The sequence below is a fragment of the Microbispora sp. ATCC PTA-5024 genome (assembly GCF_000511135.2).
Classification (GTDB): Bacteria; Actinomycetota; Actinomycetes; order Streptosporangiales; family Streptosporangiaceae; genus Microbispora; species Microbispora corallina.
Genome location: NZ_KI866522.1, coordinates 2,014,528 through 2,027,591, shown reverse-complemented (window position 1 = coordinate 2,027,591; position 13,064 = coordinate 2,014,528). Strand labels below are relative to the sequence as shown.

The window sequence follows — 13,064 nt, the reverse complement described above, 5'->3', positions numbered from 1 at the left end:
ACGGGCGCAGGTCCGGCCCGCCGGGCCCGCCGCGTCCCCCGGCCCCGCCGCGCCCGCCCGCCGTCCTGCGGCTGGGCAACCCGGGCCGGCGGCTCAACGCCGCCCTGGTCGCGATGGCGTTCGTGCTGTCGCTGTTCGCCGGGCGGCTCGTGCAGCTCCAGGGGCTCGACTCGAAGGTCCTGCAGGCCAGGGCCGCGCAGCAGCGGGTGCAGCCCGAGGTGCTGCCGGCCAGGCGTGGCTCGATCAAGGACATCGGCGGCCACGAGCTCGCCGTGACGGTCGACGCCCGGGAGATCTACATCGACCCCAAGGACGTCGACCCGGCCAAACGGGACCAGGTCGCGGCGATGCTGGCCGCCCAGCTCAACCGGCCCCGCCCGGAGATCGACGCCAAGCTGGCCAAGACGGGCCAGCGGTACATCCCGATCTCCCGCGACGTCGACCCGCTGCGCGCCAAGCAGATCATGAGCTACGGGTTCAAGGGCGTGGGGTCCAAGCAGACCTACCGCCGCCTCTACCCGGGCGGCTCGCTCGCGGCCGGGCTGATCGGCTTCGTCGGCGTGGACGGGACCGGCCTGGAGGGGCTGGAGAGCGCCTACGACAAGCTCCTGGCGGGCCGCGACGGTCAGCAGAGCATCGAGATCGGCCGCGACGGGCAGCGCATCCCGATGACGCGCAGCACGCGGCGCTCGCCGGTGCCCGGCCGCGACGTGCGGCTGACGATCGACAGGGACATCCAGTGGGCCGCCGAGCAGGCGATCGCCAAGCAGGTCGCCGCGACGAGGGCGCGCAGCGGCAGCGTGATCGTCATGGACGTGCGGACCGGCCAGATCGTCGCGATGGCCAACGCCCCGCAGCTCGACCTGAACGACTGGCAGGACGCCCCGGTGGACGACCGGGGCAACCGGGCCGTGTCGGAGATCTTCGAGCCGGGCAGCACGAACAAGGTCATCACGGCGGCCGCCGCGCTGGAGGCGGGGGCGGTCACCCCCGAGACCGTGCTGCGGGTGCCCGACCACATCCAGTGCGCCGACCGGCAGATCAAGGACGCGGAGCCGCACAAGGTGGAGCCGCTCACGTTCACGGGCGTCATCGCCGAGTCGAGCAACGTCGGCACGATCATGGCGGCGCAGAGCCTGCCCAGCCAGCGGCTGTACGACATGTTCCGGGCGTTCGGGTTCGGCGCCCGCAGCGGGTCGGGGCTCCCCGGCGAGCAGGACGGCCTGCTGCCCGCCTGGCAGGACTGGTCGGGCAGCCAGCGCTGTACGATCGCCTACGGCCAGGGCATCTCGGTGACCGCGCTGCAGATGGCCAGCGTCTACCAGACGATCGCCAACGGAGGAGTGCGGGTGACCCCCACGATCGTCGCGGGCACCACCGACGAGCACGGCAGGCTCGTACCGTCCCCGGCGCCCAGGCGGACGCGGGTGATCAGCGAGCGGACCGCGCAGCAGATCTCCCAGATGCTGGAGGCCGCCGTCGGGAACGACGGCACGGGCACGGCCGCGTCGATCTCCGGGTACCGGGTCGCGGGCAAGACCGGCACCGCCATGCGGTACGACGAGAAGTGCGGGGGATACTGCGGGTACACGGCCACGTTCGTCGGCTTCACGCCCGCGGACGCGCCCCGGCTGATGGCGCTGGCCGTGATCCAGGATCCGAAGAAAGGCCACTTCGGCGGCATGGTCGCCGCCCCGGTGTTCAAGGACGTCATGACATTCGCGTTGAAGAGCAGGAAGATCCCGCCGACGGGTACGAAGGCGCCCGACGTCGTCCTTCGCACCCAAGGGTGACGGGGGAAGGTACGCTCTCCGCCGTGCGTCCCCCGTCCTCCATGCGTCCCGCCTCCGTGCCGGCCCGCCCGCTGTCCGGGCTCGCGGCCCTCCTCGGCACGGTCTCGGCCGTCCCCTCGCCCGGCGCCAGGGCGGTCAGGGGCGCCGTCACCGGCATCACCATCGACTCGCGGCGGGTGCTGCGGGGCGACCTGTACGTGGCCCTGCCGGGCAACCGGGCCCACGGCGCGGAGTTCTCCGGGGCTGCGCTGGCGGCGGGGGCCGCGGCGATCCTCACCGACGAGGAGGGCAGGGACCGGGCCGTGGCGACCGGGCTGCCGGTGCTCGTCGTTCCCGACGCGCGGGCGCTGCTCGGCCGCGTGGCCTCCTGGGTGTACGGGAACCCGGCGGCCGGCGTGACGCTGATCGGCGTCACCGGCACGAGCGGCAAGTCCACCTCGACGTTCCTGCTCGACGCGGGGCTGCGGGCCGCCGGCCACCGGACCGGCCTGATCGGCGGCGTGGAGATCCGGGCGGGCGACGCCTGCTTCCCGGCGGAGCTCACCACGCCGGAGGCGAGCGACCTGCAGGGCCTGTTCGCGCTGATGCGCGAGCAGGAGGTCACGGCCGCGGCGATGGAGGTCTCCAGCCACGCCCTGGCCCTCGGCCGGGTCGACGGCCTGTTCTACGAGGTGTCGATCTTCACGAACCTGTCGCAGGACCACCTCGACTTCCACCGCGACCTCGACGACTACTTCGCGGCCAAGCGGCGGCTGTTCACGCCGGAGCTGTCGCGCCTGGGCGTGGTGAACGTCGACGACCGGCACGGCCGCGAGCTGACCGGCCTGGCGAAGATCCCGATCACCACGTTCTCCGCCTCCGGCGCCCCGGAGGCCGACTGGCGGGCCGAGGACGTGCGGCTGGGCGGCGACGGCAGCGCCTTCCGCGTCGTCGGGCCGGGCGGGGTCGAGGCCGACGCGGTGGTCGGGCTCCCCGGGCCGTTCAACGTGGCCAACACGCTCGGCGCGCTGGTCGCGCTGGTCGAGGCCGGGGTCCCGCTCCAGACGGCCGTGTCCGGCGTCGCGTCCTTCCCCGGCGTCCCCGGACGGATGGAGCGGGTGCCCGGGGAGGGCGACGTCCAGGTGATCGTCGACTACGCACACAAGCCGGGCGCGGTCGAGTCGGTCCTCCGGTCGCTGCGCGCCGTGCTGGACGACGGCCCCGGCGGGCGCCTGACGATCGTGCTCGGCTGCGGCGGCGACCGCGACCGGGGCAAGCGGCCGATGATGGGCGAGGCCGCCGCGCGCCTGGCCGACGTGGCCGTCCTGACCAGCGACAACCCCCGTACGGAGGACCCCCTCGCGATCCTCGCCGCGATGCTGGAGGGCGCCCTGCTGGTGCCCGAGGACGAGCGGGCGCACGTCGTCGTCGAGCCGGACCGCGCGGCCGCCATCGATCTGGCGATTTCCGGTGCCGCGCCCGGAGATGTGGTAGTTGTGGCCGGCAAGGGACACGAGCAAGGGCAGTATGTCCGAGGCGAGGTGGTCCCCTTCGACGACCGCGAGGTGGCCGCGCGGGCCGTCGCGAGGCGCGAGCGGGCCGCCCGTGCGGGCGAGGGGGCCGCGGGTGCCTGAGCCGACATCCCAGGCGGCGCCGGGCGCGGGGCCCGGCCGCCGGCCGACCGACGCGAAAGAGAGCAGGAAACACCGATGATCCCGTTGCCGCTGGCCCGGGTCGCCGAGATCACGTCGGGGGCGCTGACCGGCCTGGCCGACCCCGGAGCCGTGGTCCGCGGGCCCGTCGTGATCGACTCGCGGGCCGTCGTCCCCGGCTCGCTGTTCGTGGCGATCAAGGGGGAGCGGGCCGACGGGCACGACTTCGCCCGCCAGGCCTGTGAGGCCGGCGCCACGGCCGTGCTCGCCTCCCGGGCCGTCGAGGCCCCCGCCGTGATCGTGAGCGACGTCGTGGCCGCCCTGGCCGACCTCGCGACCGCCGTCGCGGCCGGGCTGCCCGCCGCGACCGTGGTCGGCGTGACCGGCTCCGCGGGCAAGACCACCACCAAGGACCTGCTGGCCGGGCTCGCCGCCCGCATCGGCCCGACGATCGCCCCGGTCGGGTCGTACAACAACGAGATCGGCCACCCGCTGACCGTGCTCAAGGCCGACGAGTCCACCCGGTTCCTCGTGCTGGAGCTGAGCGCCCGCAACGTCGGCCACATCGCCTACCTCGCGCGGATCGCCCCGCCCCGCATCGGCGTCGTCCTCAACGTCGGCACCGCCCACCTCGGCGTGTTCGGCGGCAAGGAGGCCATCGCCCGGGCGAAGGGCGAGCTGGTCGAGGCGCTGCCGTCCGACGGCGTCGCCGTGCTCAACGCCGACGACCCCCTCGTGTCGGCCATGGCGAGCCGTACGGAGGCCAGGGTCACCTACTTCGGGCGGTCGCCCGGGGCGCACGTGCGGGCCGAGGACGAGACCGTCGACGAGCGCGGCCGGGCCGCGTTCACGCTGCGCACGCCGTCCGGCACGGCGCCGGTCCGGCTGCGCCTGCACGGCGCCCACGCGGTCGACAACGCGCTGGCCGCCGCCGCCGCGGCGTACGAGCTGGGCCTGCCCGTCGCGACGATCGCCGATGAGCTGTCGAACGCCGAGCCGCGCAGCCGGTGGCGGATGGAGGTCACCGACCGGCCGGACGGCGTGACGGTGATCAACGACGCGTACAACGCCAACCCCGACTCCATGCGGGCCGCCTTCGGCAGCCTGGCCGCGATCGGGGAGGGGCGGCGCAGGTTCGCCGTGATCGCCGCGCTGCGCGAGCTGGGCGAGGACTCGGCGGAGCTGAACGAGGGCGTCGGGCGGCTCGCCGCCGGCGCCGGTCTGGAGGCGCTGGTCGTGGTGGGGGAGGACGCCGGGCCGGTCCTGGCCGGCGCCCCCGGCGCGATCCACGTCCCCGACGTCGGCGCGGCGGCTGCGGAGCTGGCCGGCCGTCTGCGGCCGGGCGACGTCGTGCTGGTGAAGGGGCCGCGTGCGGCCGGGCTCGAGCGGGTCGCCGCGGCGATCCTCGGAGGTGACGCCCGGTGAGGAACATCCTCATCGCGGCCGCGGTATCGCTGCTGCTCTCCATGGTCGGCACGCCGCTGGCGATCCGGCTGTTCGCCCGGAGGGGGTACGGCCAGAACATCCGCGAGGAGGGGCCGTCGGGGCACTACGACAAGAAGGGCACCCCGACGATGGGCGGCACGGTGATCGTCATCGCGTCGCTGATCGGCTACTTCACGGCCCACCTCACGACCCTGCTGTCGGCGGTCACCGACCCGCCGACGATCTCGGGCCTGCTCGTGCTGTTCCTGATGACCGGCCTCGGCGCGGTCGGCTTCCTCGACGACTTCATCAAGATCTACAAGCAGCGCAGCCTCGGCCTGCGCAGCGGCGCCAAGGCGGCCGGGCAGCTCGTCGTCGGCGCGATCTTCGCGATCCTGATCGTGCGGTTCCCGAACGGCTACGACCTCACCCCGGCCGAGACGAAGCTGTCGTTCCTGCGCGACTTCGGGCCCTCGATCGGCCTGTTCGGCTTCACGCTGTGGGTGCTGTTCTTCATCGTCGGCTTCTCCAACGCGGTGAACCTCACCGACGGCCTCGACGGCCTCGCCTCCGGCGCCACCTGCCTCGTCCTCGCCGCGTACGTGCTGATCGGCAACTGGCAGCTGCGCAACAGCTGCACGATGCTGCTGGGCCCCAACTGCTACTCGGTGCGAGATCCGCTCGACCTCGCCGTGGTCGCCGCGGCGGTGCTCGGCGCCTGCCTCGGGTTCCTGTGGTGGAACGCCCCGCCCGCGAAGATCTTCATGGGCGACACCGGCTCGCTCGCGCTCGGCGGCGTGATCGCCGGTCTCGCCTTCACCACGCGGACCCAGCTCCTGCTGCCCATCCTCGGCGGCCTGTTCGCGATCATCACGATGTCGGTGATCATCCAGGTCGGCTTCTTCAAGATGACCAGGAGACGCGTGTTCCGGATGGCCCCGCTCCAGCATCACTTCGAGCTGTCGGGCTGGGCCGAGACGACCATCGTCGTCCGCTTCTGGCTCATCGCCGCGCTCTGCGTCGCCGCCGGGCTCGGCCTGTTCTACCTGGAATGGATGCCCAAGCAGTGAGCGTCGTCGTCGCCGGTCTCGGGATCTCGGGCGCGGCGGCCGCGCGCGCCCTGGCGCGGGGCGGCGAGCGCGTCGTCGTCCTGGAGGCCACGGAGGGGGAGCGGCAGCGCGCCGCGGCCGCGGAGCTCGCGCGTCTCGGCGTCGAGGTGCGGTTCGGCGAGCCCGCCCTGCCCGAAAGGGCGGAGATCGTCGTCACCTCCCCGGGGTGGCGTCCCGGCCACCCGCTCCTGACCGCCGCCGCCCGGGCCGGGGTCGAGGTGATCGGCGAGGTCGAGCTGGCCTGGCGGCTGCGCGGCGAGGGATCCGCCCCCTGGCTCGCGCTCACCGGCACCAACGGCAAGACCACCGCCGTGCGGATGCTCGCCTCGATGCTGTCGGCCGCCGGGCGCAAGGCCCTCGCCGTCGGCAACGTCGGCGTCCCCATCGTGGAGGCCGTGGCCGAGCCGTACGACGTGCTGGCGGTGGAGCTGTCGAGCTTCCAGCTCCACTGGTCGTCGTCCATCGAGCCGCTCGCGGCGGCCGTGCTGAACGTCGCCCCCGACCACATCGACTGGCACGGCTCGATGGAGGAGTACGCCGCGGCCAAGGCCCGGATCTTCGCCAACGCCGGGGTCGTGGTCTACAACGCCGACGACGAGTGGTCCACCCGGCTGGCCGAGCCGTACGGGTCCCGGGTGGGCTTCACGCTGGGCGTGCCGCGCCCCGGCCAGCTCGGCGTGGTGGAGGACCTGCTCGTCGACCGCGCGTTCACCCCCGACCCGGTCGCCTCGGCCGAGGAGCTGTGCGGGCTGGCCGACGTCCGGCCGTTCGCCCCGCACAACGTGGCCAACGCGCTCGCCGCCGCCGCGCTCGCCCGCGCGTACGGCGTCCCCCCCGAGGCCGTGCGGCGCGGCCTGGCCGAGTTCGTGCCCGACCCGCATCGGATCGCCCACGTGGCCACGGTCGGCGAGGTCGACTACGTGGACGACTCCAAGGCCACCAACCCGCATGCGGCCGCCGCGTCCCTGGCGGCGTACCCGTCGGTGGTGTGGATCGCGGGCGGCCAGCTCAAGGGCGCCGACGTTGACGACCTCGTCCGCCGGGCCGCCCCCCGCCTGCGCGGCGCCGTCCTGCTCGGGACCGACCGCGAGACGATCCGCCGGGCGCTGGCGCGACACGCCGCGAACGTCCCCGTGGTGGACGTGCCGGGGCAAGACACTGGGGTCATGGACCGTGTCGTCGCAGAAGCCGCCCGGCTCGCCTCCCCGGGCGACACCGTGCTGCTCGCCCCCGCGGGGGCCTCCCTGGACATGTTCGCCAGTTACGGGGCGCGGGGGGACGCCTTCGCCCGGGCCGTCCACCGCCTGGCGGAGTCGTGACGGCGCAGCCGGCCGCGGCCGCCCCCGGCGGCTGGGCCCGCGCGCAGCTCGCGTCGCTCAGGGAGCTGCTCGGCCGCCCGCTGACGTCGTACTACCTGGTCCTCGGCTGCAGCGCGCTGCTGCTGGCCCTGGGCCTGATGATGGTGCTGTCGGCGTCCAGCATCGAGGCGCTGCAGAAGACCGGCAACCCGTTCTACTGGTTCATGAAGCAGTCGATGTCGGTCGCGCTGGGCATCCCCCTGATGTGGGTGTGCTCGCGCATGCCGCAGCGGTTCTTCCGCCTCGCCGGCTACCCCCTGATGGCCGTGTCGATCATCGGCCTGCTGATGGTGATCTTCATCGGCCAGGAGCTGCTCGGCGCCCAGCGGTGGATCGCGATCGGGCCCATCTCGGTGCAGCCGTCCGAGCCCGCCAAGCTGGGGCTGGTGCTGTGGGGCGCCGACCTGCTCGCCAGGAAGGCGCGGGGCGGCCGGATCGAGTGGCGGCACCTGCTGATCCCGCTGATGCCCGGCACCGCGATCATCGCGGTCCTCGTCATGCTCGGCCGCGACCTCGGCACGACGATCGTGCTGATGCTGATCTTCCTCGCCCTGCTGTGGGTGGTGGGCGCCCCGGTGCGCCTGTTCGGCGGCATCCTCGGGCTGCTCGCGATGGCGACCGTGGTGATGATCATCGTCGAGCCGTACCGTCTGGGCCGCCTGACGGGCTACCTGCGGCCGTGGGAGAACGCCCAGGGGACGGGGTTCCAGGCCGTCCAGGGGCTGATGGCGATCGGCTCGGGCGGGTGGTTCGGCCTCGGGCTCGGCAGCAGCCGGCAGAAGTGGGACTGGGTGCCCCACGCCGAGAGCGACTTCATCTTCTCGATCCTCGGGGAGGAGCTCGGCCTGATGGGGACGCTGGTGGTGATCGCGCTGTTCGGCCTGCTCGGGTACGCCGGGCTGCGCATCGCCTCCCGGGCCCGCGACCCGTTCATCCGGCTGTCGGCCGCCGCGTCGGTCGCCTGGATCGTCGGGCAGGCCATCGTCAACATCGGCGCGGTGATCGGCGTCTTCCCCATCACCGGCATCCCGCTCCCGCTCGTGTCGTACGGCGGGTCGGCCCTGTTGCCGACGCTCGGCGCGCTGGGCATGTTGCTGTCGTTCGCCAAACGCGAGCCGGGCGCGGCCGAGGCGCTGGCGGCCCGTGGCCCCGGACCGGCCGCGCGGGCTCTAAGCTGGCTTGGCCTGAACGGCCGCGCCAGGCGGTGACGGGGGAGCGGCGGCGCGGCAGCGCGCGACGACACGGAACGACGTGGGAACAGGGAGTGACATGAGGGTGGTCCTCGCCGGCGGCGGGACGGCCGGCCATATCGAGCCGGCGCTCGCCTTGGCCGACGCGCTTCGCGAGCAGGACCCGTCGATCGGCATCACCTGCCTCGGCACCGAGCGTGGCCTGGAGACCCGGCTGGTGCCCGCACGGGGGTACGAGCTGGCCCTGGTTCCGGCCGTGCCGCTGCCCCGCTCGATCACGCCCCAGTTGCTCACGGTGCCCGGCCGCCTCGCCGGGGCGATCGGCGCGGCCGCCGGCATCCTGGACCAGGTCCAGGCCGACGTGCTTGTCGGGTTCGGCGGCTACGTGGCCACCCCCGGCTACCTCGGCGCCCGCCGCCGGGGTGTCCCGATCGTCGTCCACGAGGCCAACCCCCGCCCGGGCCTGGCCAACCGGCTCGGCGCCCGGCTGACCGAGCACGTCTTCACCGGCCACCCGGAGGCCTCGCTCCCCAACGCGGAGTACGTCGGCATCCCCCTGCGCCGGCAGATCGCCCAGATGGACCGCCTGTCGCTGGGCGACAAGGCCCGGTCGTACTTCGGGCTGGAGTCCGACCGCGTCACGCTGCTGGTGTTCGGCGGCTCCCAGGGCGCCCGCTCGGTCAACAACGCCGCGCTGGAGGCGGCCCCCTACCTGCGGGCGGCCGGCGTCCAGGTGCTGCACGTGATCGGGCCCAAGAACGAGGTCGCGGTGGAGCCCCCGCCGGGCGACCCGCAGTACGTGATCCTCCCGTACGTCGACCGCATGGACCTCGCCTACGCGGCCGCCGACCTGGTGTTGTGCCGGGCCGGCGCCATGACCTGCGCGGAGCTGACCGCCGTGGGGCTGCCCGCGGCGTACGTGCCGCTCCCGCACGGCAACGGCGAGCAGAGCCTCAACGCCCAGCCGATCGTGCGGGCGGGAGGCGGGATCATGATCGACGACGCGCAGCTGTCCGCGGCGTGGATCGTGGAGACGCTGCTGCCGATCCTCAACGACCCCGAGCGCGTGGTCGCGATGTCCGAGGCCGCCTCACGGATGGGCCGCAAGGACGCCGACGTGACGCTCGCCCGCAAGGTGCTGGAGATCGCTTCGCGATGAGTCTGGTCAAGCTCGTGGACCCCGTGCCGGCCGCAGACCTGGGACGGGTGCACTTCATCGGCATCGGCGGCGCCGGCATGTCCGGCATCGCCCGCATCCTCCTGAAGCGGGGCGTCCCGGTGTCGGGCAGCGACGCGCGCCCGTCCGACATGCTGCACGAGCTGCGCGAGCTGGGCGCGGCCATCCACGTCGGGCACGCCGCCTCCCACATCAAGGACGTCGACACGGTCGTGGTCTCCACGGCCATCCGCGACTCCAACCCCGAGCTGGGGGAGGCGCTGCGGCAGAACCTGCGGGTCATACCGCGGGCCGCCGCGCTGGCCGCGGTGATGGCCGGCCGCACGGGCATCGCCGTCGCCGGCACCCACGGAAAGACCACGACCACCTCCATGCTCACGGTGGCCCTGCAGAAGTGCGGGGAGGACCCGTCCTACTGCGTGGGCGGCCAGCTCGTCACCACCGGCCTCGGGGCCGACGACGGCGCCGGCGACGTGTTCGTGGCCGAGGCCGACGAGAGCGACGGCTCGTTCCTCATGCTCGCGCCGCGCATCGCCGTGGTCACCAACGTCGAGGCCGACCACCTGGACAACTACGGCGACCCCCAGGCCGTGCACGACAGCTTCGCCCGGTTCGTCGAGCGCGTCGGGTCGCTGCTCGTGGTGTGCGCCGACGATCCTGGCGCCGCCGCGCTCGCCCCCCTCGCCCGTGCCCGCGGCCTGCGCGTCGTGACGTACGGCGAGTCCCCGGACGCCGACGTGCGGACGGTCGGCATCGAGCCGCGCGGCCTCGGGGTGGAGTTCGGCGTGGCGGGCCACGGGTCGGTGCGCCTGGTCGTGCCGGGCCGCCACAACGCGGTCAACGCCACCGCCGTCATCGCCGTCGCCCTGGAGCTGGGCCTGCCGTTCGCCGAGATCAGGGAGGGCCTGTCGGCCTTCACCGGGGCGAAGCGCCGGTTCGAGGCCAAGGGCGAGGCCGCGGGGGTGACGGTGTTCGACAGCTACGCCCACCACCCGACCGAGCTCACCGCCGACCTGCGGGCCGCCCGCGACGTGGTGAACGGCGACGGCCGGGTCATCGCGGTCTTCCAGCCCCACCTCTACTCGCGCACCCGGTTCTTCGCCGACGAGTTCGGCACGGCGCTCGGGCTGGCCGACGAGGTCGTGGTCCTCGACGTGTACGGGGCCCGTGAGGACCCCGAGCCCGGGGTCTCCGGCGCGCTGGTCGCCGGGAAGGTGCCGCTGCCCGCCGAACAGGTGGTCTACGCGCCCGACCGGGGCGCCGTGCCCGGCCTCGTGGCCGGCCGCGCCCGCCCCGGCGACATCGTCCTCACCATGGGCGCGGGCGACGTGACGGAACTCGGCCCCCGCATCGTCGCGGAGCTGTCCGCGCGGTGAGGCCGGCGGCGGGGGCGGCGGTGAGGCGCCCGTGAGGCGGGCCGTCCGGCGCACGGCCCTGGCGGTCCTGCTGAGCGGCGGGGTCGTCGGCGCCGCCACCTGGGTGGTGTTCTTCTCGCCCGTCCTCGGCGTCCGCGAGGTGGAGGTCACCGGCAACACGCGCATCCCCGCCGAGCAGGTGCGGGCCGCGGCCGGGGTGCGGACCGGCACGCCGCTCGCCACCGTCGACCTGGGCGCCGTGGAGGGGCGCGTGGGCGCCCTGCGCGCCGTGGAGTCGGCCCGCGTGGCGCGGGGCTGGCCCGGCACGCTGCGGATCGACGTGGTCGAGCGCGTCCCCGCCGCCGCCGTCCCGGCGGGCGCCCTCACCGACGTGATCGACCGGTACGGCGTGGTGCTGGAGCAGGTCCCGGTCGCCCCGCCCCGGCTGCCCGTGTTGCGGGTGCAGCGGGCGGCCGCCGACGACCCGGCCACCCGGTCGGCCCTCGCCGTCCTGCGGGCGCTCCCCGCCGACCTGCTCGACCGGCTGAGGGAGGTGCGGGCCCCGTCACCCGACTCCATAACGCTCCGGCTGACGGACGGCCGCACGGTCGTGTGGGGCGACGCCGGGCGCGCGGCCGAGAAGGCCCGCGTGCTCGTCGCCGTGCTCCCCAAGCCCGGGAAGACGTACGACGTGAGCTCCCCCCGGGTGGTGACGGTGCGGTGAGGGCGTCCCGGAGCCGGAGTGAGAAACGTCACCGCGACATGCGCCGGAAAGGCCGCGCGGGGCCGGTTCGCGAGGCATCGTGCGAATCGGACGGCCCGCGACACGCGGGACGGCCTTGCGGCGCGGTTAGTTGACCCTGGGGGAGGCGCAACCCTACTGTCCGTATCAATCCTCAGGTTGACATAACTCTAAATCTCAACTTGAGGGTGAGAGTTCTAAACGAAGACGGCGGGCCCTGCCCGCATGAAACGCAAACGAGCGGAAAGGCCCCTCGTCGTGGCAGCACCGCAGAACTACCTCGCGGTCATCAAGGTCGTCGGCATCGGCGGCGGCGGAGTGAACGCCGTCAACCGGATGATCGAGGAGGGACTCAAGGGCGTCGAGTTCATCGCCATCAACACTGACGCCCAGGCGCTGCTGATGAGTGACGCCGATGTGAAACTCGACGTGGGGCGCGAGCTCACGCGGGGCCTCGGCGCGGGCGCCAACCCGGAGGTGGGCCGCAAGGCCGCCGAGGACCACCGGGAGGAGATCGAAGAGGTCATCAAGGGCGCCGACATGGTCTTCGTGACCGCGGGCGAGGGCGGCGGCACCGGCACCGGCGGCGCGCCGGTGGTGGCCAGCATCGCCCGTTCGCTGGGCGCCCTCACGATCGGCGTCGTGACCCGGCCGTTCAGCTTCGAGGGCAAGCGCCGGGCCATGCAGGCCGAAGCCGGTATAGAGACTCTCCGCGAGGAGGTCGACACGCTGATCGTCATCCCGAACGACCGGCTGCTGTCGATCTCCGATCGCCAGGTGAGCGTGCTCGACGCGTTCAAGGCCGCCGACCAGGTGCTGCTGTCCGGTGTGCAGGGCATCACCGACCTCATCACCACGCCCGGTCTGATCAACCTGGACTTCGCCGACGTGAAGTCGGTCATGTCCGGCGCGGGCTCGGCCCTCATGGGCATCGGCCACGCCAGGGGCGACGACCGGTCGGTCGCCGCCGCAGAGATGGCGGTCTCCAGCCCGCTGCTGGAGGCGAGCATTGACGGCGCCCACGGCGTGCTGCTGTCCATCGCGGGCGGCTCCGACCTGGGCCTGTTCGAGATCAACGAGGCCGCCCAGCTGGTGTCCAACGCCGCGGCCTCGGACGCCAACATCATCTTCGGCACGGTCATCGACGACGCCCTCGGCGACGAGGTCCGGGTGACGGTGATCGCGGCCGGCTTCGACGAGCCGGCCCCGGCCAAGCCGGTCGCCGCGCCGCTGACGAGGCCGCAGCAGGCCCGCCCGGCCGCCGCGGCTCGGCCCGCCGCGCCG

General features: G+C 73.8%; 10 protein-coding genes. All 10 read left to right on the top strand.

Features of this window, described 5'->3' with window-relative positions; all coding sequences use genetic code 11:
- Nucleotides 1-1,793: peptidoglycan D,D-transpeptidase FtsI family protein (locus MPTA5024_RS08925; RefSeq protein WP_084369520.1), on the top strand; the 1,793-nt coding region annotated here is incomplete at its 5' end.
- A 41-nt stretch (nt 1,794-1,834) separates the two neighbouring features.
- On the top strand, nt 1,835-3,406 hold the full coding sequence (locus MPTA5024_RS08920; RefSeq protein ID WP_036321423.1) for a UDP-N-acetylmuramoyl-L-alanyl-D-glutamate--2,6-diaminopimelate ligase: 1,572 nt from the start codon (nt 1,835-1,837) through the stop codon (nt 3,404-3,406).
- A gap of 75 nt (nt 3,407-3,481) precedes the next feature.
- Nucleotides 3,482-4,849, top strand: coding sequence for a UDP-N-acetylmuramoyl-tripeptide--D-alanyl-D-alanine ligase (locus tag MPTA5024_RS08915; protein WP_036321420.1), 1,368 nt, complete (start codon nt 3,482-3,484; stop codon nt 4,847-4,849).
- A complete protein-coding gene (gene mraY, locus MPTA5024_RS08910) occupies nt 4,846-5,919 on the top strand; it encodes a phospho-N-acetylmuramoyl-pentapeptide-transferase (RefSeq protein WP_036321417.1) in 1,074 nt (357 codons plus the stop codon). The genes MPTA5024_RS08915 and mraY overlap by 4 nt, the downstream gene beginning before the upstream one ends.
- Nucleotides 5,901-7,277: a UDP-N-acetylmuramoyl-L-alanine--D-glutamate ligase gene (gene murD, locus MPTA5024_RS08905; protein WP_036321414.1), complete on the top strand. Its 1,377-nt coding sequence runs from the start codon at nt 5,901-5,903 to the stop codon at nt 7,275-7,277. Before mraY ends, murD begins: the two co-directional genes overlap by 19 nt.
- A complete protein-coding gene (ftsW, locus tag MPTA5024_RS08900) occupies nt 7,274-8,524 on the top strand; it encodes a putative lipid II flippase FtsW (RefSeq protein WP_036321411.1) in 1,251 nt (416 codons plus the stop codon). Before murD ends, ftsW begins: the two co-directional genes overlap by 4 nt.
- Before the next feature lie 61 nt (nt 8,525-8,585).
- Nucleotides 8,586-9,665, top strand: coding sequence for an undecaprenyldiphospho-muramoylpentapeptide beta-N-acetylglucosaminyltransferase (murG, locus tag MPTA5024_RS08895; RefSeq protein WP_036321409.1), 1,080 nt, complete (start codon nt 8,586-8,588; stop codon nt 9,663-9,665).
- A complete protein-coding gene (gene murC, locus MPTA5024_RS08890; RefSeq protein WP_036321406.1) occupies nt 9,662-11,059 on the top strand; it encodes a UDP-N-acetylmuramate--L-alanine ligase in 1,398 nt (465 codons plus the stop codon). Before murG ends, murC begins: the two co-directional genes overlap by 4 nt.
- A gap of 31 nt (nt 11,060-11,090) precedes the next feature.
- Nucleotides 11,091-11,762, top strand: coding sequence for a cell division protein FtsQ/DivIB (locus tag MPTA5024_RS08885; protein WP_051457861.1), 672 nt, complete (start codon nt 11,091-11,093; stop codon nt 11,760-11,762).
- Nucleotides 11,763-12,038: 276 nt separating this feature from the next.
- Nucleotides 12,039-13,064 (top strand): cell division protein FtsZ (gene ftsZ, locus MPTA5024_RS08880; protein WP_157099424.1); only part of this gene is annotated, 1,026 nt, incomplete at its 3' end.